The sequence below is a fragment of the Crateriforma conspicua genome (assembly GCF_007752935.1).
GTDB classification, from domain to species: Bacteria; Planctomycetota; Planctomycetia; order Pirellulales; family Pirellulaceae; genus Crateriforma; species Crateriforma conspicua.
The window spans coordinates 6,495,896-6,517,230 of record NZ_CP036319.1 but is presented as its reverse complement, the minus strand read 5'-3'; the positions used below and the strand labels follow the sequence as shown (position 1 = coordinate 6,517,230).

Below are 21,335 nucleotides of genomic sequence, written 5' to 3'. Positions count from 1 at the left end.
GTGGCACGCTTGATCGGGTGCCGTCATGACGGCCTAGGCGGATGCCACGGCCGAACGGCAGGGCGCGTCGGAGAGGACAGCGGCCAACCGGTCGATGTCGTCGCGGCTGCGTTTTTCCGTCACCGCCACGAGGAAGCAATCGTTCATGGACGGGTCGAACTGGCCCAAGGCAACGCCGGCCAGGATGCCCTGGGATTCGGCATGCCGCAGCAAACCGTCGACATCATCGGATCGGTCGCGGACGACGAACTCCTTGAACACCGGTCCGTCGTGGACGATGTCGAATCGGTCCGACGCGGTGATGCGTCGCTTGGCGTAATCAGCTTTCCGCAGGCAGTGTGACGCGGTTTCGCGTAGGCCTTCGGGGCCCAGCAAACTGAGGTAGACGGTCGCCCGCAACGCCAGCAACGTTTGGTTACTGCAGATGTTACTGGTCGCCTTTTCGCGACGGATGTGTTGTTCCCGCGTTTGCAACGTCAGGACCCAGCAGCGATTTCCGCGGCGGTCGGTGGTTTGCCCGGCGATTCGCCCCGGCAGGCGTCGTACCAGATCTTCGCGGCACGCCATGATGCCCAGGTAAGGACCGCCATATTGCAATGGGTTGCCCAGACATTGGCCTTCCGCCACCGCGATGTCGGCCCCCAAGTCACCGGGGCGTTTCAGCAATCCGGTGCTGATCGGATCGAATGATTGAACCAGCAACGCGCCCTTGGAATGTGCCGCATCGGCGATGGCGGTGACGTCTTCCAATCGCCCCAAGAAATTGGGGTGCTGGATCAGCACGCAGGCGGTTTGTTCATCGATGGCCGAAATGATCGCTGACGAATCCCCGTTGTCACCAACGGGAACCGTGACCAAAGTGGCGCCGATGTTTTTCAGATAGGCTTCCAGAATATCGCGGTATTCCGGGTGGACGGCTTCGCTGGTGATGACCTTTTCACGGTTGCGAACCGACGCCAACGCCATCAGGACGCCTTCGGTGGCCGCCGAACCACCGTCGTATAGGCTGGCGTTGCTGACGGCTAATCCGGTGATTTGGGTGATCAAAGTTTCGTATTCGAACATCACCTGCAGATTGCCCTGGCTGACCTCGGCCTGATACGGCGTGTACGAGGTGTAGTATTCGCCGCGAGATGCAATTTCATCGACCGCTGCGGGGATGAAATGGTCGTACGCGCCACAACCTAAGAAGCACGCGTGGCTGGAGGCCGAAGAGTTTTGGGCGGCAAGCCGACGCATCTCCGATTCAAGCGTTAGTTCACCGGCCGCATCGCCCAGGTTCAGCGACCGCTGCAGCTGGACATCTTGGGGGACTTGTTGGTCGATGATCTGCTGGACCGAATCGGCGCCGATCGATGCCAACATTTGTGCACGGTCGGCGTCGGTGTGAAATAGATAGGCCATGACGCTGTCGCAAAGGTTTTTCAGAGGCGTGTTTGATCGCTTCCTTGACCAGAGCGTCGGTCGTCCTGTCCGACGTTTCGTAATGCTGTGACGGAATTGCAGCCGTGTCTGGCAAGCCAGTCGGGCAAACCTGTGAGGTGCGGGTCAGCCCGCTTCGCTGCACTGTTTTTCGTAGGCCGCATGGTCCATCAAGTTTTCGACCTCCGACGCATCGGTCATCTTGATCTTGATGATCCATCCGAATTCGTATGGGTCTTCTTTCAGGTTGTCCAAGTTGTCTGGCAACTCGGTGTGAACTTCGACCACCTGTCCGGATACCGGGCTGTACAAAGGGCTGACCGCTTTGACCGATTCGACTTCACCGATTTCGTCACCCACGGCGACATCTTTTCCGACTTCGGGCAGGTCCATGTAGACCAAGTCGTTCAACTGTTCGATCGCGAAGGCGGAGATGCCGATCGTTGCGACGCCGTCATCGCCGGCATCGACCCACTCATGAGTTTCCGCGTAGCGAAGTTTGGATGTGTCACGGGCCATCTTGGGTCTCCTGAAAGATCTGAAAACGGAATTCGTGGGGGAACGCGTGTGCGCGGGGTTCAGCGTTTGTAGAAGGGCAGGGCGGTCCGAATCGCCGCGACGCGTTTGCCGCGAATGTCGATTTCGAATCGCTGGTTGTCGGCTTGGGCCGCATCGATGCTGGCCATCGCGATCGGTCGTCCCAGAGTCGGCGATGGGGCGCCGCTGGTGACACGTCCGATCACTTGGCCGTCGGATGAAACGACGTCACAACCTTCGCGGGCCGGACGTTTTCCTTCGGGCAACAATCCAATGCGCACCTTTTCGGGACCGCGATCGGCAATCTGACGCAGCGCTTCGTCGCCGATGAAAGATCGGTCCTTCAGGTTGCAGGCGAACGAAAGTCCGGCCGACAACGGGTCAATCTGTTCGGTCAATTCGTGACCGTACAATGGCATGCCGGCTTCCAAACGCAGCGTATCGCGTGCGCCCAGACCCGCCGCAATCACGCCATGGTCCCGTCCGGCCAACAACAAGTTTTCCCATACACGCGGTGCGTCTTCGGCACGCACGATCAATTCAAATCCGTCTTCGCCGGTGTAACCCGTTCGGCTGACGATCGCAGGTTTCTGGAACTGTTCGGTGACCGTGGCGCGGTAATACTTCAGACGCGACGGCGGCACCTTGAACAGGCGATCGCACAGTTCGATAGCCTTGGGGCCTTGGACAGCGATCATCGCGGTCAATTCCGTCCGGTCGGTCAGTGTGACGCCGGGGAAATCGTCCAAATGAGGTTGGATCCATTTCCAAATCTTTTGGCGGTTGCTGGCGTTGACCACCATCAGGTGATACCGCTGGCCGGACGGTGTTTCCAGATGTGAAACCAGGACGTCGTCCAACACACCGCCTTCGGCATTACAGAGCAATCCGTATCGCACTCGGCCAACCGGCATGTCACTGACGCGGCGTGTCAGTAAGTGATCCAGCAACGCTTCGCTGCCCACGCCATCGAAACGCAGGCGTCCCATGTGCGAGACGTCAAAGAGTGCCGCCGCTGTGCGGCATGCTTGATGCTCGGCGACGATTCCGCCCCCGGCGTATTGAACCGGCAGCGCGTAGCCGGCAAAGTCGACCATTTTCCCACCGGCTTGGCGGTGCCAGGAATCTAACGGCGTGGTGGCCGGGGCCAAATTCATGAATGCTGGTCCTGGGTGCACAAAGGTATCGCCGTAGCAAACGCAATGAATTCATCGCGATGCCGTAGGAATCAATTGCCGTGATGGAAAGGATCAGTGTTGGGGCGACCGTATCGGCCGCCTCGGGCATTCAGTGTAAACGACCCGTCACGACCGCCTACCCCCGATTTCACATTGCCGCGATGCCTGGGGGGGAAAGCCGAACGGGCCATCGGGACGATGATGCGCGGAATCACCCCCGTGTCGGCGATTAGCGTTTGCGACGTTTCTTTTTCGCACGCCGTTCCGTCTGTCGCTTGGCTTTGTATTTCGGTTTTTTGCTGTTCCGCTCGCGCGGACGATCCGCCGACGATGAAGCACTGTGGTTGGTCACCACTTCCAAAAACAATTGACGGTCCTGTAGATCGACGTTTGCGATCTTCACCGTCAGTTGGTCGCCGAGGCGAAATTGGTTCCCCTTTTTGAATCCGACGATCATTTGACCGCGTCGTTCAAAACGGTACTGGTCTTTGGGCAAACTGGAGACGGGAATGAATCCGTCGACCGGTAATTTGATGCATCGCGCGTGCAGCCCATCGGCGAAAACGCGGCTGATGACCGCGGACAACGTTTCACCAACCTTCTTTTTCAAGAAGTGCAGCAATTTCAGTTCGATCAGTTCCCGTTCGGCCTGTTGCGCGTTGCGTTCCATGTCGCTGCAATGATGGCCGAGCTTGACCAATTCGGCGAACGAATCGTCCGGACGTGAACTTTCGTTCGCAGGCGAACGATTTTCAATCAATCGCTGGACCAATCGGTGCACCGACAAATCGGGATACCGACGGATGGGGCTGGTGAAGTGACAATAGTGTTCCATGTCCAAGGCGTAGTGACCTTCGCGGTTGGGCGCGTAGATCGCTTTGCTCATCGCTTTCAGCACGGCAAAATTGACCGCGTTTTCAAGCGGCTTGCCCGCAACGGCATCCAGGATCGCCTGGATTTCAAATCGGCTTTCAACCGACTGTTTGGTCAATCCCAGGTCTTGTAGGAACGTCGACAGTTGCCGCAACTTGCGCCGCTCGGGCGGGGCGTGAATGCGGTGCAGGAAATTCAATTCTTGGTCGTCCAGCCAAGTTGCCACCGCTTGGTTGGCCGCCAGCATGAATTCTTCGATGATCTGGTGGCTTTCGGTGTGTTCGACCAGATAGGCACCTTTGACTTTACCGGTGCGATCCAAATCCAGTTTGATGTCGGGCATGTCCATCGACAGTGATCCCGATTTGAATCGACGTCGCCGGATGTGCATCGCCAGTTCATGCATCCGTGACAACAGATCGCAAACCGCGTCGCCCCATTTGCCGCGATGCTGTAGCGGGTCGGCCAAGAAGCGATCGACTTGTTCATAGTTCAATCGCATGTCACTGCGGATCGCCGCGTTGTGCACTTCGGTGTGCGTGATGACCAGGTCATCGGTGTATTCAATTTCGACGGTTTTGGTCAGCCGCATCTTTTCCGGCTGCAAGCTGGCCAAATGGTTGCTGATGATTTCAGGGATCATCGGTACAACGCGGTCGGGCAGGTAGACACTGGTCGCACGGTTCTGGGCGTCGCGGTCCAGCGGGCCGCCGGGACGTACGAAATGACTGACATCGGCGATGTGGACCCACAATCGCCAACGGCCGTCTTCGCGTTCCAGCGAGATCGCGTCGTCGAAATCACGCGCGTCACGCGGGTCGATGGTGATCGTCAGTTTGTCGGTCAGGTCCAGCCGGTCGTCCGGCACCGATTCGTCGTCAAAAGCGTCGGCGGCCTGGCGGGCGTCGTCTAACACCGCTTCGGGGAAGTGGTCGGGCAATGCAAATTGCCGCATGATCGACAGTGTGTCGATCGCAGGGTTCTTGCTGGTGCCCAGTCGTTCCAGGATGACCGCTTCACCGCCCAAGCCGTCTTCACCGGGGAATTCCACCAGTTCGACAAAGACTTTGTCGTCGGCCGTCAACGGCATCCCCCGAACGTCCCCGACATGGACCGGGTGTTCGTACGGCGTCCCATCCAGGTAAACGACCGGAGATCCCTGTTCGTTTTGAAACGTGCCGGTGAACTGGCGGCGAACCCGCTGCAGAACCTGAACGACTTCGCCCTCGGTGCCGCCACGCCGTCCGGGTTCGATGCGGACTTCGACAATGTCGCCTTCCAAGGCCCCCATCGTTTTGCCGGGTGGCACAAAGATATCGTCGGGGACTTCGGCGTCACGATCGTTGCCGCCATCGCCGGGGCGGACGAACCCGAATCCGCCGCCCATGGCGCGGCGAAACTTGCCGCGCAGAGTGTCCGATCCGCCTTCGAACGCACTGGCCGGAATGACCAAATGGTTGCCGCCGTAGACCAAGCGGCCTTCGATGACCAATTGTTTGATGACACGCCGCAATTCGCGATACTCATCCGGATCCAGCTTCAAAGCGGCTGCGATGTGTTTCGGTTTGCTGGGGCGATATTCGGCCGTATGGACCAACTGCATGAGGCGGTCGGTCAATTGTTGAGAGACTTCCATGGGGCGCAGGATACCCGTGCGTCGCGGGAACGGTAAGGATCAAAGATTGCCGAAGTGGGCGTCGCGGCGAAGTGACATGCAGGGCCCGGCCCGGTGTGACGCCGGGGCGATGTCGGTGTCGCGGGCCGTTTCGGTCAAGTGGTCGCCGTGTCGGAGAGGCGTTCGATCATGCCGCCGAAGAAATCGACACGGCCTTCTTTTAGGTGGTACATGCCGCCGACGATATCGACTTTGCCCTCTTTGATCAGGTTCGCAATGATTTCGCTGCGACGGATGATTTCGTCGATCACGTGCAGAACATTTTGCTTGGCAACTTGATCGACAAATTCGGCGTCTTCTTCGCCCGTATGGTGGCTTCGGACGTTCTGCGCGATCGGCGAAATCTTTTCGATCAGCTCGGTCACATGGCCCAGTTTGACGCCTTGGCAAGCCGCGGTAACCGCACCGCACCGGGTGTGTCCCAAGACGACGATCAGGTTCACTTCGCCGACTTCTGCGGCGTATTCCAGCGATCCCAGGACATCTTCGTTGACCACGTTTCCGGCCACACGAACGGAAAAGATGTCACCGATGCCGACGTCAAAGACCAATTCCGCCGGGACGCGACTGTCGATGCACCCCAGCAGCGCGGCCATCGGGTGTTGAGCCTCGGATGTTTGGTCGCGTTGGTGTGACCAATCACGTTCCAGCATTTCGCCAGATAAGAATCGGTCGTTGCCCCGGCGAAGCAAGTTCAACGTTTCCAACGGTGTCAATTCCGCTTGCTTGGCTTGGGTCACAACATCGCTGTATCCCTTGCGGTCTTCCAACGCATAGCGATCACGGAAGCCGACAAAGCTGACATCGATCTTTTTGGCGGGCGCTTTGACATCGCGGAAGTCACGGATCGTGTCCAAGACGTCGGGGTCGATGTATTCGGTTTTGCTGGCGTCCAAAATCAGGTGACTGCCTTCGGCAAACTTGTCCAACGTTTTGCGGACGCGGGATTGATTCAAGAACGTCAGGTGTTGACCGAATTTCAAGCGTGTCACATTTCCCGTGACCGGGTTTTCTTGCTCGCTTAAAAATGGCGTGCGTTCCATCGATCGAAGAACAAAGATCACACCGACGATCAAACCAATGACGATTCCGATCAGCAAATCGGTGAACACGATTGCCAGCACGGTCAGGGCGAACGGCAGGAATTGGTTCCATCCCTTGTTCCAGGCGTCCATAAAGATCGCCGGTTTGGCCAGCTTGTAACCGGTGAACAATAGGATCGCGGCCAAAGCTGACAACGGAATCTGTTCCAGCAACCAGGGGATGGTGAACACGGTGCCGCCCAGCCAAATGCCGTGCATGATCGTGGACGCTTTGGACTTGGCTCCCGAGTACACGTTCGCGCTGCTGCGGACGATCACGCTGGTCACCGGCAGACCACCGATCATACCGCTGCAGATATTGCCGATGCCTTGGGCGTACAGTTCGCGGTTGGCCGGGCTGACGCGTTTCTGTGTGTCCAAGCGGTCGACCGCTTCCAAGTTCAACAATGTTTCCAGCGATGCGACCAAGGCGATGGTGACCGCAGCCAGATACAGCTGGGGATCTTGCAGTGCACTGAAATCAGGGAACGTAAACAGGCTGGACGACGAATTGGCGCCGCCGGAAAGTTGCACTCGGTGGCTTGCGCCCAGGGCATAGTCGGGGGCGATCAGCCCGACCAATTCGTTGATCAGCGTGCCCACGACGACCGCCACCAGGGGGCCGGGAATGGGAGTCTTTCCGGAAAAGCGTTTTTCCCAGAAAACCAGAATGCACAGGCATCCCAGGCTGATCACCGTGGCCGTGACGCTGAACGCTTCGAACATGTGCCCCAGTTCGGTGAACGTGTTGTAACCGTCGGCTTGAAAGAAACTGAAATCGCCTTCGGCATCGCGGTCATAGCCCACGGCGTGTGGCAATTGTTTCAAAATCAGGATGACGCCGATCGCCGTCAGCAGGCCTCGAATCACACTGGACGGAAAGTAATAGGCAATGACGCCGGCCCGCATCGCGCCTAAGAAAATTTGGATCACGCCGGCCAGCGAAACGGCCAGGACAAACGCCTCGAACGATCCCAACGCTTCGGTTTGGGCAATCACGATCGCAACCAAGCCGGCCGCCGGACCGCTGACACTGGTGTGCGATCCGCTGATCGAACCCACCACGATTCCACCGATGATGCCCGCGATCAGCCCGCTCATCAGCGGCACGGGGACCGCGTCGCTGCTGGACGCAAGTGCGATCCCCAGACACAAGGGCAACGCCACCAAAAAGACCGAAATGGAGGCGGGAAGATCGTCGCGAAGTTTCATACAACCGGGCGGTCTTTGGGGATCTATCGTGTCGCCGGGCGTTCACCAATTCAGCCGACCATCGGAAGGGCAAACGCGTGGCGGCGGTGGCGTGGCGGTCGTGTTGCACCGAAGCGACCAAGCGAGGTGCCGGTGGCACCATCGGGAAACGCGCTCAGGCCTGGGGGCTTCGATTCGCGTGGTCGCTATGGAAAAGGAGGCTGAATCGGCGTGTGGCGTGGCATTGCCGTCGACGCTTACGGTTCCAGATTCACCAGCTTTTTCTCGCGGGCCATTTTGCGAATGTCTTCGGTGATCTTCATTGAACAATACTTCGGGCCACACATGCTGCAAAAACTTGCACTTTTGAAGGTTTCTTGCGGTAATGTCTCGTCGTGATAGCGGCGAGCGGTTTCCGGATCCAGTGACAGGCGAAACTGTTCGTTCCAGTCGAATTCGAACCGTGCTTTGGACAGAGCGTCGTCCCGGTCCTGGGCACCCTTGCGGCCCCGCGCGACGTCGGCGGCATGAGCGGCGATCTTGTAAGCGATCACACCCTGTTTGACGTCTTCTTCGTTGGGCAACCCCAAGTGCTCTTTGGGCGTGACATAGCACAGCATTGCGGCGCCGTACCATCCGGCCATCGCGGCACCGATCCCGCTGGTGATGTGGTCGTATCCCGGTGCGATATCGGTGACCAGAGGACCCAAGACGTAGAACGGGGCGCCGTTGCAGACTTCGATCTGCTTTTCGATGTTCATTTGGATCTGGTGCATCGGGATGTGTCCCGGGCCTTCGACCATGACCTGCGTGCCGTTTTCTTGCCCGCGTCGGGTCAATTCACCCAGCACGTCCAGTTCGGCAAACTGCGCTGCGTCGGAGGCATCGGCGATGCTTCCCGGCCGCATCCCGTCGCCCAGGGACCAAGTGACATCGTATTGCCGCATGATGTCACACAGATCGTCAAAAGCATCGTACAGCGGGTTTTGTTTGTTGTGCGCCATCATCCACTTGGCGATCAATGATCCGCCGCGGCTGACGATGCCCGTGACACGATTGACGCTCAGGTGCAAGTGTTCCAGTTTGACGCCACAATGAATCGTCATGTAATCGACACCCTGCTTGGCTTGGTGTTCGACCATGTCCAAAAAGTGCTGGGCGTTCATGTCTTCGATGTTGCCGCCCAGTTCTTCCAGCATTTGATAGATCGGCACTGTGCCGATCGGAACGGGGCTGTTGTCGATGATGACGCGGCGGATGTTGTCGATGTCTTTTCCGGTCGACAGGTCCATCACCGTGTCGGCGCCATGATGGATGGCGGTTCGCAACTTTTGCAGTTCTTCGTCGGCGTTGCTGGTGACCGCGCTGTTGCCGATGTTGGCGTTGATCTTGCACTTTGCGGCGATGCCGATGCCCATTGGTTCCAGCGCACCGGCGGCGTGAACCTTGTTGGCGGGGATGACCAATCGGCCGGCAGCCACTTCGTCTCGAATCAGTTCGGCATCCAAGCCCTCACGCTCGGCAACGAACTTCATTTCTGCGGTCACTTCGCCGGCGCGAGCGGCCAGAATCTGTGTGCTGGTCATCGAATCGAACTCCTTAAATTCTGGTCGCCACGGCGCGAGGCCTCCTCGACGCAGCGGCCGTTTAGGTCGGTGTTGGCGGCGACGATGGGCGGCCGTTGGGCACCCGCCATGCGTCGCCGTCGAGCGAACACACCGTTATACGCATGCCCGGGCCTGCCGAGTAGACGGGCGATTTTCGCTCGACCGGCGACCGATGTGACGGTTCGCGACCGCGATGCGGTACCGGCACGTGGGGGAGCGACGACGACGGCCCGAAAGAAATCGAAAGCCGTAAGACTTCGATAGCGAAACGTGACGACAAAGAAGAGGCGTGACGGGACATCCATGGCGACACATGGGAGCGTCGCTACAGCGTCTTCAGATACTCCAGCACGGCACGTTTCTCCAAGTCCGTTAGGACATCGGGATAATCATGGCCGGTGCGACTTTTGCCGGGCAGACGGGTGTCGAAATAGGTGCGGCGGACGGCGGCGTCGGAAACGATGACGGGGACTTGATCCACCACTTCGTGACGCAGCCCGATATCCCGGGAATCGAACTCCAGGCGATCCGAACGCCAAACCGCCGGTCGTTGCTCGGGATTCAAAACACCCCACAACGTGGGCACGCTGCCGTTGTGAAAGTAGGGCGCGCTAGCCCAGATGCCGTCCAGCGGTGGTGCGACGTAACCATCGGGAGCCGCAATGCTGCGGCGTTCCGGCGTTTCCGTTTTGGCGAACCAACTGTCGGCGTACTTCTGGCGGCCGCTAACCGACAGCGCATCAAAGCGCACGCGATCGGTGCCGATGTCATCGATCGGAACACGCTGGTTGGGATAGGTCCCGTCGGTTCCGTAAGTGCCATGGCACCTGGCGCAGTGTTCTTCGAACAATACTTTGCCTTGTCGCGCGACGGCCGTGTCGATCTCTCCTTCGAATTTCGGCGGCGTCAACGAAGACAGGTATGCGTAGACGTCGCGGAAGTCGTCTTCGTGGTCGGAAAAGAAAGTCGGGCCGTTCTCGGGCACCAACATGAACTGCATCAGTCCACGATGGCCTTTTGCCGCGAACCCGTCGATGTAGATGTACGGTCGCTTTGCGAAGTGCCACCAAGGCGGTGCGTCCATGTCATGGTGCGTGAACTTGCCCGGAATCTTCGGTTGGAAATTCAGTTCGGCGTCGCGGTAATGCATCAAGCCCATGCCGAAGACCACCGCGTTGGTGGTGCCGTGAGTGCTGCCCAGCGGAATGACCATGGCGCCCAGATCCATCCGCGCCAACGGCTTGCCCAAGATCCATTTGGTCGCCCGAATTTCTTCGGTAAACGTTTGTAGTGCAAATCGGTTGTTGGGGGCTCCGGGGGACGGTTGCCCGTCGACCATGCCGCCGTGACAGGCGAGGCAATTCATCGTCCAGCGTCCCTGATCATCGACGACATACTGCATCGGCCGTTCATCGGGCCGGTCGTCGACGTCACGAAGGCCCGCCGGACGTGGCGTCAGACCGTAACGCTCGAACGCCATCTGTCGTCGAATTTCCGGGGTGGATTGTTCGGCGCGGCTTCGTAGGGGCTCCGGCCAGCTTTGCCAGACCGCGTCAAACGTCTCCTGGTCAAAGTCGGAGGGGATCAGGGGGGTCTCGAGCAGCAGACGGAGCCCACGCCGGGCATCGCCGCCGACTGCCTCGGCAGACGCCTCGACTGACGTGAAAGAATCGGAGTTTTCGGCGCAAACGATCGATCCCAACAGGCTCGTGATCAGAACCAGCGCGAACGAGCGGATCAATCGCTGGACGCTCGGTGGGCACCGTTTGATCCGACCCACAACGATGATTTTTTGATAAATCCAGGCAATCGACGGGACGGGAAAGCGACGCATGACGCGGATTGGACCGATGACGGAAGGGACAAAAGGCAAGCAATTTCGGACGCCGGAGCGGCAAGCCGGCAAAATTTTGCGATTGCCACGTTTCCTTCACTGTATCCCGCAGTCGATCGGCCCCGTTCACACCACCTTGATCGATACGGCCCAGCGGCGATGTTGGTTGTCGGGCGGCGGAGCCTACAAAACTTCAATTGACCAACGATTTTTGCCTCCAATGCTGACAAACTTTGCACAACACGTATGTCAGCGTCATCGAATCTGAACACTCAGTTGCTAAGGTTCGACTCGTTCGCCAGGAAGCGAAGTATCCCGATCGCGGTCGCCTGTCGGTGCCGCGGATTCCCGAAACGACGGAACACCCCATGGCCTCTGCTGCAACGTCGGTCCGGACCCTTCTGATCAGCGACGTTCATCTCGGATGCAAGCACGCGCAAGTCAAAGCCTGCTTGGACTTTTTGCAATCCTATCAGCCAGAACAGATCTATCTGGTGGGTGATTTCATCGACGGCTGGAAGTGCAACAAAGGCTGGCACTGGCCGGACGAATGCAACCAGATCCTGAATCACTTGGAGCAGTTGATCCGCGAAGGCACCGAGGTGTTTTATGTGCCCGGCAATCACGACGCGTTTCTGCGAAACGCCGACTATCTGCGGATGATTCCGGAAGCTTTTTCCCAAGTGAAAATCGCCGACGAATTCGTGTTTGAAACGCTGCAGGGTTGGCGTTTGCTGATCACCCACGGCGACCTGTTCGACTTCTTTGAAACCCGTGCACAATGGGTTTCACGCGCGACCGCCGGTGTGTACGACTTCGTGCTCAGCCTGAATCGGTGGGTCAATCGACGACGTGTCGGGTCGAATCCCTATGGTGCGTGTGCGTTTTTGAAAGACCGAGTCAAACGAGGCGTTCGGTTCATCAGCAGTTTTGAAGCCTCGATCATGCAACACGCGCGACAGCGACGCTGTGAAGGCGTGGTGTGTGGGCACATTCACACCCCGGCCATCGTCCGCCGCAAAGACTCCATTTACTTCAACACCGGCGATTGGGTCGAAAACTGTACCGGGTTGGTGGAACACCACGACGGCACGATTCGCTTGGAATCGACCTATGGAACACCCCAAACCCTGCAACTGAATCCTCACGAACGATTGGCGATGCGGACCCGGTCGGCTTCGACCGACGATCGTTCGGATTGGTATTACGGCAGCGATGCCGAACGTTTCGATGGAAACGCCGGTGTGGAATCGGAATTCGAAAAAGTACGTCAAATTGCGGGCTAGTTCGCACCGCACGAGGTCAGGGATCCGCACAATTCGGCTGATCCACCTGCGACGCTTCTTCGACCGTCAACCTTTCGAGGTTTCGGTCGATTTTTTTGCGCCGCGGGTCGCCGTTTTGGGCTCTGAAGCCAAGGCCGATCTTCGCCGGACGCCGTCAAGCTTAGCGGAACGTCAACATCGGCAAAGTTGTTGTGATGTTTGTGTAAACGTTTGGGTGTGATCGCGTGGCCAGAGCCGGCCAGTCTGGTATTTTTCCGGCATCCACCCGCGTGAATTTTCGAATAGGACCGTTTGCCCGCCATGGCATTTCAAGGTATCGCCAACCGTTGCTTTAACGTCGTTCACAAGCAAAACCTGATTTACAACACGTGCTGGGAAGATCCGTCGCTGGATCGCCAGGCGTTGCAGTTGGGGCCACAAGATTCAGTGGCTCTGATCACATCAGCGGGATGCAATTCGCTGGACTATGCGTTGGAAGGCCCGGCGGAAGTCCACGCCATCGACGTCAATCCGCTTCAAAACGCCCTGCTGGAGCTGAAAATCGTCGCCATTCGTTCGCTGGAGTTCGATGATTTCTTTCAACTGTTCGGACATGGACGCCACGCGGACTGGCAATCGATTTATCGCAATCGCGTTCGTGCCCAGTTGTCGGATGTGGCCAAGCGGACTTGGGACAAACGGATCAATTTCTTTGACGGCAGCCATCGTCGACGCAGTTTCTATTTTCGGGGCACGTCCGGGCTGTTTGCGTGGTTGATCAACCGGTACGTCCGTCGGCGACCAGAACTTCGGAGCGCCGTCGATGAATTGCTGGAAGCCGATTCGCTGGAACAGCAGCGTGAAATCTATCGTCGTCGCAACGTCGATCATCTGCTGTGGACCCGTCCGCTGCGATGGATGCTGCGTCGCGATGCGACAATGGCGATGTTGGGGGTGCCGCGCAGCCAAAGAAATCAAATTGACCGTGACTATCCCGGCGGCTTGGCAAAGTTCATCCAAGACCGGATCGCGCATGTGTTTCAGAACATGCCGCTGAAGGACAACTATTTTTGGCGGGTCTATCTGACCGGCGAATACACCCCGGATTGCTGTCCGGAATATTTGCGTGCCGACAATTTTGACGCACTCAAAGCGGGATTGGTCGATCGCATCCAGGTTCACACATCGACGGTGGAAGGCTTTCTGCGGCAACATGATCGGCCGATTTCACGCTACGTGTTGCTGGATCACATGGATTGGTTGTACGACCGTTTTCCGGATCTGTTGGTCAGCGAATGGCAGGCGATCGTCGATCGTGCATCGGCGCAGGCACGTGTGCTGTGGCGCAGTGCCGCGTTGGAGGTCGATTTCGTCGATCCGCTGCAAGTGACGGTCGATGGCAAGCCCGTCCGCGTCGGCGATCTGTTGACCTATCAAAACGAATTGGCGGCATCACTTCACCAAGACGATCGCGTCAACACGTACGGCAGTTTCTATATCGCAGATTTGCGAGGGTTGGCGGCATGACCGATTGGGCAAGCGATCTGCGGGTGCTACGGCAATTGCTGTGGCATCGAACCACCGGCGATACGCACCAAGAACGGCTGGAGAGTTTCTATGGCCGACAAGCCGGCGATTACGATTCCTTTCGGCGTCGTATGTTGCACGGTCGTCGACCGTTGATCGATCAGATCGATTTTCCCGAAGGCGGGACCTGGGTCGACCTGGGATGCGGCACGGGTGAAAACGTCTTGTTTGCCGGGTCAAAGGCGGCCCGGTTGAAAGACATTCATCTGGTTGATCTTTCACCGTCGCTGTTGGAAAAGGCGGGACAGCGTCACGTTGCCGACAGTTCCACCAAAATTCAAACGCATTTGGCTGATGCGACGTTGTTCGATCTGCCGGATCAGTCGGTCGACGTCGCTACGTTCAGCTATTCGTTGACGATGATTCCCGACTGGTTCGCCGCGGTCGAAAATGCATTGCGCATGTTGCGGCCGGGTGGCATTTTGGGCGTCACGGATTTCTTTGTTTCACGCAAGCACGCTGACGAGGATTTGGTTCATCACGGCTGGTTGAAACGCACGTTTTGGCAACAGTGGTTCGCGATGGACAACGTGTTCTTGTGTGGCGATCACTTGGCGATGTTGAAGCGTCGAACGCGGGTCGTTCACTTGGAACAACATGGGGGCAAGGTCCCTTACTTGCCGCTGTTGAAGGCACCTTACTACGTCTTTTTGGGGCGAAAATGAGTACGGCAACGACACGAACCGCATCCCAGCATGCTGTTGATTGGATCGGTTGGTGGACTTTGGTCAGCCAAGCCGACGCGCGTCAGCGTTGGCAAACGTTGTCGCTAGAATTTCTTCGCTTTCATCGTCGGCCGCTGAACAATCTGTTGCACGGGATCACGACGCCCGTTTCATTGCTGGGGTTGCAAGGCTTGTTGGTGCTGGCCCATCCATGGTTATTGCTGTGGACGCTGCCGTACTTGGCGGTCATTTGGTTTTGGATTCCGGCGGTGGTGTTCGTTCCGACCGCCGCCATTGTCTTGGGATCTGCCGCGATCGCGTATTCGTCACAGTTGGGCTTGTGGGTTTGTCTGGGACTGTTTTTGGGCGGGTACTTTGGCCAAGACGTGGCTCACCTGCTGACCGGCGAACGAACGTTCCAGAGCAGTTACAGTCGCACTGGCAATCGCTGGATGCACTTCGTTTGGCATCTGGTCTATCAGGTGCCGTTGGTCGTGTTGTCTTGTTTGCAGCGGACAACGTCACCGCTACGCATGCTGGTTCAGCGAAAAGCAATCCACTTTCACAAGTTGGAAGATTCGCAATCGGAGTCGGATCTGCATTCGATTCGCCAGTGGGCAACCGAACTGCATCCCAACCCGTCGCAAAGCGTGCACTATTGGCCGGCCGATATGCAGGGTGACCCCAAGGCAGCGTTCGATCGTTTGGCCGTCCAATCGGACTTGATGCGCCGGATTCAGCGTTTCCATGGGGCCGGGTACGAAGTGGCCCCGGTCTTTGGCATGAACGAGTTGTACGTCACGGGACCGCCCAAACGCAGCACGTCCGATACGGTCTTTTACATGTCACATGTCGACGGGCCATTTTCGGTGTTCCCGGGCGCTAGACTTTATCGATGCATGGTGGCTACCAGCCCAAACACAACGGTGACCACTCATTTTCCGATGGTCGGTGCCGCCTATGACCAACCGGAAAGCTTTCGACTGGAAACCGGCCAAACAGTCGCCTTTGATTTCAATCGCGAATTGCATTACATCACTCGTGACGCATCCGCCGACCAGGTCGGGCCACGCGTGAATTTGAAGTTGCACTTCGTGGCGTATCCCAAAGTGATGCGTTGGTATGGAAAGCTGCTGGATCGTTGGACGACGTCCTACGACATCAAAGCTCGAAACCTGTTCTTGCAGACGATCGCGCCCGATGCGTTTTTCAGCCGATGGAAGGCGAAATGGGTTTTGGCATCCACAAAGTTTTACGAATGGGCGGTGCGGTACGTTGGATGGACCAATGTCGCGTACGTGGCGTTAGTCGCAATCATTGCCGCATGCGTGGGTGATTATCGCTGGTTTGTTTTGGCCACCAGTTTTGTGCATTACCTGATTTACTTGGGAACACTCCGCGAACGTCGCGGGGTGGCATTCGGATTGTTTGTCCGGGACGCGATCTTCTTCAAAGCCGTGGCGATGGCACAGCTGATCGGCTTGTTTGTCGGGACGCTGTCGTCCGTGGCACCCTCGACCGCGGGGATCGCCATCGCCGTGGTGACGATTGGGTTTTCGTTGTCCGGCTATGCGGCACATCTGTTGGGTCTGCGGCGAACGTATTTTTCGTCGGAATTGGGGTTGGATCCACCAAAGCGAATCGATGCGTTTCCTTACGGATACATTCCACATCCGATGATTGCCGGTACTCTGTTGGCCCTGGCCGGCATTGCTTGGGTGGCACCCGTCGGTGAATTCCTGTTCTGGGTGGCGGTGATTCACTCGATTTTTTACTTGTGTGTTCTGCTGCACGAAATCGTCGTTCACCGCGAACGATCCGGCCACCAATCCGACGCCGATGCGGTTGGGGTATCCTGATGGCTTTCCAGTCACAACGGTGCAGCAGCCATGGTGCAAAGCAAAGCCACGTCGGTCGATCAGTATCTGGCGGAGCTAAGTCCGGAACGGCGTGAAATTGTTTCGGCGGTTCGCCAAGTCATCCAAAAGAATTTGCCGGCCGGATACCAGGAGGGGATGCAGTACGGCATGATCGGCTATTACGTGCCGCATGACTTGTATCCGGCGGGGTACCACTGCGATCCCAAGCAGCCCTTGCCGTACGCCCATCTGGCGTCGCAGAAAAACTATTGCTCGCTGTATCTGTGTATCTATCAAGACAGCGACGACATGGAATGGTTTTCCGAACAGTGGGCAAAGACTGGCAAAAAGCTGGACATGGGAAAATCGTGCGTTCGGTTCAGGAAACTGGATGACCTGCCGCTGCCGTTGATTGGAAAGGTCATCAAACGCTATCCGGTCAAGAAGTTCATTCAGCGATATGAAACGCTGATGGAAGATCACGGGCCCAAACGCCTGCGTCGCAAGAAAAAGTCGACCTAGGCCTGGCACGTGACCAACGGTCTCTGCCGCGGCTGACGCGCATGCGGTGTCGGCTGTCCGTTTCTTCTGGGTCCAGTGTGGAAATCCCCACGGCGACGTCCGCTGCTCCTACAATCGGAGGCCCCCCACTTTGTTTCCACAGGCGTGAGTAGACCCGACCATGAATCAGCGACCGAACGAGGACCAGCTTGGGTCAAACGCAAAACTGGATCGCCGCACGTGCTTGAAGAAAACACTCGCAGCCGGAGCGGCCACCGTTCCGGCCGCGATTCAGGCGAAGGCGTTTGCGGCGGGATCGGATGAAATCAAAGTGGGTTTGATCGGATGTGGCGGCCGCGGCAGCGGGGCGGCGGCCCACGCCATGACCACGGGAAAAAACGTCACGTTGACCGCGATGGCTGACGCGTTCGAAGATCGTCTTTATTCCAGCATGATGTCGTTGTCGAGCGGCAAGGCGGGCAAATCAAAAGTCGAAAAGGGCGAAGGTTTCGGCGGTGCGATGCGAGTCCCGGGCGAACAACGGTTTGTCGGTTTGGATGCATATCAACGCATGATGGACAGTGATGTTGATCTGGTCATCTTGACCGGGCCTCCCGGGTATCGCCCGCTGCATTTCGAAGCGGCTGTGGATGCCGGCAAGCATGTCTTTATGGAAAAACCGTTGGCCACCGATCCGCACGGGGTGCGCCGCGTCCTGGCGTCCGGTGACAAGGCAAAGGAAAAGAAGCTGAAGGTCGGCGTCGGTCTGCAACGGCACCATCAAGCGACCTACCAGGAAGCGATTCAACGGATTCACGACGGTCAAATCGGACGTATCGTCGCCATGCGTTGCTTCTGGAATGGAGGGCCGCCGGCCAAGAATGCGATTCCACGAGACCAGATGACGGAATTGGAATATCAGGTTCGAAACTGGTACTTCTTCGATTGGCTAAGCGGCGATCATATTTGCGAACAGCACATCCACAACTTGGATATTTGCAATTGGGTCAAAGGCGGCTTGCCGGTCAGAGCCCAAGGCATGGGCGGACGTCAGGTCCGCACCGACAAGCGTTTCGGAAACATCTTTGATCATCATGCCGTGTTGTATTTCTACGAAGACGGCGTTCCGATGCACAGTTACTGTCGCCAGCAATTGGGATGCATGCGGCAGGTCGGTGAGATCATCGAAGGCAGCGAGGGAACAGCGGAGCTGGGCACCTCGCGTTGCAGCCTGACGGCGCCCGACGGAACGGTCATTTGGCAGTCACCGCGACGGCGTGGCGACGACTACATGAGTCCCTATCTGGTCGAATGGCATGATTTGATTGATGCCATCCATGGTGAAAAGGATTACGACGAGGTCGACTATGGTGCAACCAGCACAATGACCGCAATCCTGGGCCGATTCGCGACCTACAGCGGAAAAGAAATCGGCTGGGATGAAGCGTTTGCCAGCCAAAAGGTGACCACCACCGATTCGGTCGACTGGAAGTCGCCGGCTCCGGTGCAACCGCTTGCCGACGGTTCCTATCGTATTCCCACCCCCGGTGTCACCAAAGTACTGTGATCTAGCGATGAAACGACGAGAGTTTTTACAGGTCGCCGCTGCGGCATCAGCGGGTGTTGTGGCTACGACGCCATCGGTCCACGCTTCAGAATCTGTCACGCGTTTTCGGATGGCTTTTGCGCCCCACTTCGGAATGTTCGCAAGTTCCGCAGGTGACGATCTGGTGGACCAATTGAAATTCGCCGCCGACCAAGGCTTTACCGCTTGGGAAGACAACTTGATGCGCGACCGAAGTGTGGCGGATCAAGAGCGAGTCGCCGCGGCGATGCAGCAGTTGGATATGAAAATGGGAGTGATTTCCGCGCTCCGCGGAATCAAGAAGGCGGTCAGTTTTGCCGGCGACAACGCGAAGGAACGTGACATCATCGTCCAGGCGTTACGCGACGTGGTTCCGGTTGCAAAACGCGTGAACGCGACCCACATGACGGTGGTTTGCGGTTTGTCCGATCCGAAGCTGCCCCGCGACTATCAGACGGCCAATGCGATTGATCTGCTGAAGCGATGCTGTGATGTCGTTGAGCCACATGGTCTGGTGATGGTTTTGGAACCGCTGAATAGCAAAAAGAATCATCCCGGTATGTTTCTGAGCGAATCACCACATGCCTATCAAATCTGCAAAGCGGTGGGGCGTCCGTCCTGCAAAATCTTGTTTGATATCTACCACCAGCAGATCACCGAAGGAAACCTGATTCCCAACATCGATCGTTGTTGGGATGAAATCGGCTATTTTCAATGCGGTGATAATCCGGGACGCAAAGAACCCGGAACGGGAGAGATCCATTATGGAAACGTTTTCCAGCACCTAGCCGACGCGGGATACGACGGGATCGTGGGGATGGAACACGGTAATTCCAAGCCAGGTGTGGCGGGCGAACAAGCGGTAATCGACGCATATCGCAGCGTCGATCCCGCTTGAACGGTACCGCATCAACGTCCGCCAACTTATGGGTCGATCAAGATCGGCAGGTATTGCGGATGCTTGATCTTTGGGGTGTCGCCGTCGGGTGATGCGACGGAGATCGCATCCGTTAGGGTGTTTTCCAGTTCCAGACAAACACTTGCGAATTCCGGTTGGGCGGCCAGATTGGTGTGTTCCAGCGGATCGGCGGCGTGGTCATAAAGTTCGACCCCACGTTTCGCGTCGTCCCAGCGGGTGTACCGAAATCGGGGCGTCCGCAGACTGTATCCCATGTAGGTCTGTTTCTTTTGTGTCCGCCGCACTTGGGTGATCGACCATCCTCGCCCCGGTTCGGTCGGATCGTCCAACATCGGTACCAGGGATTGGCCGGTGATCGGCGACGGTGTGGGCACGCCGCACAGTTCGGTTAGTGTCGGGTACAAATCCACCAAGCCCACCGGAGCTTCGCTGGCGACGGCGGACTTTCGACCGGGGGCGGCAATGATCAACGGGACTCGGGCGCTTTGTTCAAACAGGCTCATCTTTTGCCACAGGTTCTTTTCGCCCAAGTGATAGCCGTGGTCACTGGTGAAAACCACGATGGTGTCATCGGCCAGCCCCAGCTCATCCAGCTTGGCCAGGATTTTGCCGACCTGGGCATCCATAAAACTGGTGCTGGCATAATAGGCTTGGATGCATTCACGCCGCAGGGAATCGGTCAGTTTGTCCTGTTCCTTTTTCTGGCTCAGTAGCGCCGCTTCGGGGACGTCCTGGATGTCTTCTTGGATGTTTTGCACGACCGGCATTTGTTCGACGTCGTAAAGATCGAAGTACTTTTTTGGCGCAACGTACGGGGTGTGGGGGCGATACATGCCGACGGCCAAAAAGAATGGGCGGTCGTCACGCTGGGCACAGCGTTCCAGAACCCAGCAAGCTTCGTCCGCCATCATTCCATCGGTGTGCTGTTCGTCGCTGCGAGGTGATGCGTACCAGGAAAGCGTGCCGCCAAAGCTGCCTTCACGTAGCGAAAAGATGTCGGGTTGTTCAATCAATCGATCGCATCCGGCCGGATTGATTTCCATTTCCCAGGATGCGGGATCGTCGTTCCCGTTGGTGCCCATGCTGCGGGGGACGTGATAGTGATAAAGCTTGCCGATTCGTGCCGCGAAGTATCCGGCACGTCGGAACGCTTGCGGCAAACTGACTTGTTCAGGAATGCTTTGACGAAAGATGGCGGCGTTGACCAGGATGCCGGTTTGGTTGGGATACAGCCCGGTCAGCATTGAATTGCGACTGGGACCACACAATGGGTATTGGCAATAGGCGTGTTCGAACCGGACACCACGCTGCGCCAATGCGTCTAGATTCGGTGTTTGGACTTGTGGATCGCCGTAGCACCCGATGCGTGTGTTCAAGTCATCGGAAATGATAAACAGCACGTTGGGGCGATCGGCAGCCGGCAAAGGGGCAGGGCAGGAAGCCCCTGCGGCGATCAACACGATCAAAGATAAAACGGATCGATGGATCAGCATGACAGTGGACCAGTCGCGATGGAGGGAGGGGCGGGAAGGCAGGATTATCGAAACGACAATTC

At 57.5% G+C, this 21,335-nt stretch carries 15 protein-coding genes; 7 read left to right on the top strand and 8 right to left on the bottom strand.

Annotated features, from left to right (window positions below; translation table 11 throughout):
* Positions 1–33: 33 nt before the first annotated feature.
* The 7 genes from gcvPA to Mal65_RS23785 all read right to left on the bottom strand — a co-directional run bounded on the left by gcvPA (position 34) and on the right by Mal65_RS23785 (position 11,399).
* Positions 34–1,404, bottom strand: coding sequence for an aminomethyl-transferring glycine dehydrogenase subunit GcvPA (gene gcvPA, locus Mal65_RS23815; protein WP_145303556.1), 1,371 nt, complete (start codon positions 1,402–1,404; stop codon positions 34–36).
* A gap of 144 nt (positions 1,405–1,548) precedes the next feature.
* Positions 1,549–1,941, bottom strand: a complete 393-nt coding sequence (gene gcvH, locus Mal65_RS23810) for a glycine cleavage system protein GcvH (protein WP_145303553.1) — start codon at positions 1,939–1,941, stop codon at positions 1,549–1,551.
* Between the two features lie 59 nt (positions 1,942–2,000).
* Positions 2,001–3,116, bottom strand: coding sequence for a glycine cleavage system aminomethyltransferase GcvT (gene gcvT / locus Mal65_RS23805; RefSeq protein ID WP_145303551.1), 1,116 nt, complete (start codon positions 3,114–3,116; stop codon positions 2,001–2,003).
* A gap of 250 nt (positions 3,117–3,366) precedes the next feature.
* Entirely contained in the window at positions 3,367–5,646 is a 2,280-nt protein-coding gene (rnr, locus tag Mal65_RS23800) for a ribonuclease R (protein WP_145303549.1), read from the bottom strand.
* 134 nt (positions 5,647–5,780) lie between these two features.
* Positions 5,781–7,979, bottom strand: a complete 2,199-nt coding sequence (locus Mal65_RS23795; RefSeq protein ID WP_145303546.1) for a bifunctional SulP family inorganic anion transporter/carbonic anhydrase — start codon at positions 7,977–7,979, stop codon at positions 5,781–5,783.
* A 236-nt stretch (positions 7,980–8,215) separates the two neighbouring features.
* Positions 8,216–9,544: a phosphomethylpyrimidine synthase ThiC gene (thiC, locus tag Mal65_RS23790; protein ID WP_145303543.1), complete on the bottom strand. Its 1,329-nt coding sequence runs from the start codon at positions 9,542–9,544 to the stop codon at positions 8,216–8,218.
* A 346-nt stretch (positions 9,545–9,890) separates the two neighbouring features.
* Positions 9,891–11,399 carry a c-type cytochrome gene (locus Mal65_RS23785; RefSeq protein ID WP_196784410.1) on the bottom strand — a complete coding sequence of 503 codons (1,509 nt, stop codon included), beginning with the start codon at positions 11,397–11,399 and terminating at the stop codon, positions 9,891–9,893.
* 368 nt (positions 11,400–11,767) lie between these two features.
* On the opposite strand from Mal65_RS23785, the gene Mal65_RS23780 reads away from it, so the two are divergent.
* The 7 genes from Mal65_RS23780 to Mal65_RS23750 all read left to right on the top strand — a co-directional run bounded on the left by Mal65_RS23780 (position 11,768) and on the right by Mal65_RS23750 (position 19,759).
* Positions 11,768–12,685 carry a UDP-2,3-diacylglucosamine diphosphatase gene (locus Mal65_RS23780; RefSeq protein ID WP_145303540.1) on the top strand — a complete coding sequence of 306 codons (918 nt, stop codon included), beginning with the start codon at positions 11,768–11,770 and terminating at the stop codon, positions 12,683–12,685.
* 300 nt (positions 12,686–12,985) lie between these two features.
* Positions 12,986–14,191, top strand: a complete 1,206-nt coding sequence (locus Mal65_RS23775) for a BtaA family protein (RefSeq protein ID WP_145303538.1) — start codon at positions 12,986–12,988, stop codon at positions 14,189–14,191.
* Complete coding sequence (locus Mal65_RS23770) at positions 14,188–14,916, top strand: class I SAM-dependent methyltransferase (RefSeq protein ID WP_145303535.1); 729 nt, start codon at positions 14,188–14,190, stop codon at positions 14,914–14,916. Before Mal65_RS23775 ends, Mal65_RS23770 begins: the two co-directional genes overlap by 4 nt.
* Positions 14,913–16,775 (top strand): methyltransferase, encoded by a 1,863-nt coding sequence (locus tag Mal65_RS23765; protein ID WP_145303532.1) that lies wholly within the window; start codon positions 14,913–14,915, stop codon positions 16,773–16,775. The genes Mal65_RS23770 and Mal65_RS23765 overlap by 4 nt, the downstream gene beginning before the upstream one ends.
* 30 nt (positions 16,776–16,805) lie before the next feature.
* Positions 16,806–17,297 (top strand): DUF1801 domain-containing protein, encoded by a 492-nt coding sequence (locus tag Mal65_RS23760; RefSeq protein WP_196784409.1) that lies wholly within the window; start codon positions 16,806–16,808, stop codon positions 17,295–17,297.
* A gap of 160 nt (positions 17,298–17,457) precedes the next feature.
* On the top strand, positions 17,458–18,843 hold the full coding sequence (locus Mal65_RS23755; protein ID WP_145303529.1) for a Gfo/Idh/MocA family protein: 1,386 nt from the start codon (positions 17,458–17,460) through the stop codon (positions 18,841–18,843).
* A gap of 133 nt (positions 18,844–18,976) precedes the next feature.
* A complete protein-coding gene (locus Mal65_RS23750; RefSeq protein ID WP_231131233.1) occupies positions 18,977–19,759 on the top strand; it encodes a hydroxypyruvate isomerase family protein in 783 nt (260 codons plus the stop codon).
* A gap of 26 nt (positions 19,760–19,785) precedes the next feature.
* On the opposite strand, the gene Mal65_RS23745 is transcribed toward Mal65_RS23750, so the two are convergent.
* Positions 19,786–21,273, bottom strand: a complete 1,488-nt coding sequence (locus tag Mal65_RS23745) for a sulfatase (RefSeq protein ID WP_145303523.1) — start codon at positions 21,271–21,273, stop codon at positions 19,786–19,788.
* Between the last annotated feature and the right edge of the window lie 62 nt (positions 21,274–21,335).

What these genes read in the sequence shown, in the direction of transcription:
- gcvPA (WP_145303556.1), bottom strand. Translation starts at nt 1,404, where the DNA reads ATGGCCTATCTATTTCACACCGACGCCGACCGTGCACAAATGTTGGCA.
- gcvH (WP_145303553.1), bottom strand. Translation starts at nt 1,941, where the DNA reads ATGGCCCGTGACACATCCAAACTTCGCTACGCGGAAACTCATGAGTGG.
- gcvT (WP_145303551.1), bottom strand. Translation starts at nt 3,116, where the DNA reads ATGAATTTGGCCCCGGCCACCACGCCGTTAGATTCCTGGCACCGCCAA.
- rnr (WP_145303549.1), bottom strand. Translation starts at nt 5,646, where the DNA reads ATGGAAGTCTCTCAACAATTGACCGACCGCCTCATGCAGTTGGTCCAT.
- Mal65_RS23795 (WP_145303546.1), bottom strand. Translation starts at nt 7,979, where the DNA reads ATGAAACTTCGCGACGATCTTCCCGCCTCCATTTCGGTCTTTTTGGTG.
- thiC (WP_145303543.1), bottom strand. Translation starts at nt 9,544, where the DNA reads ATGACCAGCACACAGATTCTGGCCGCTCGCGCCGGCGAAGTGACCGCA.
- Mal65_RS23785 (WP_196784410.1), bottom strand. Translation starts at nt 11,399, where the DNA reads ATGCGTCGCTTTCCCGTCCCGTCGATTGCCTGGATTTATCAAAAAATC.
- Mal65_RS23780 (WP_145303540.1), top strand. Translation starts at nt 11,768, where the DNA reads ATGGCCTCTGCTGCAACGTCGGTCCGGACCCTTCTGATCAGCGACGTT.
- Mal65_RS23775 (WP_145303538.1), top strand. Translation starts at nt 12,986, where the DNA reads ATGGCATTTCAAGGTATCGCCAACCGTTGCTTTAACGTCGTTCACAAG.
- Mal65_RS23770 (WP_145303535.1), top strand. Translation starts at nt 14,188, where the DNA reads ATGACCGATTGGGCAAGCGATCTGCGGGTGCTACGGCAATTGCTGTGG.
- Mal65_RS23765 (WP_145303532.1), top strand. Translation starts at nt 14,913, where the DNA reads ATGAGTACGGCAACGACACGAACCGCATCCCAGCATGCTGTTGATTGG.
- Mal65_RS23760 (WP_196784409.1), top strand. Translation starts at nt 16,806, where the DNA reads ATGGTGCAAAGCAAAGCCACGTCGGTCGATCAGTATCTGGCGGAGCTA.
- Mal65_RS23755 (WP_145303529.1), top strand. Translation starts at nt 17,458, where the DNA reads ATGAATCAGCGACCGAACGAGGACCAGCTTGGGTCAAACGCAAAACTG.
- Mal65_RS23750 (WP_231131233.1), top strand. Translation starts at nt 18,977, where the DNA reads ATGTTCGCAAGTTCCGCAGGTGACGATCTGGTGGACCAATTGAAATTC.
- Mal65_RS23745 (WP_145303523.1), bottom strand. Translation starts at nt 21,273, where the DNA reads ATGCTGATCCATCGATCCGTTTTATCTTTGATCGTGTTGATCGCCGCA.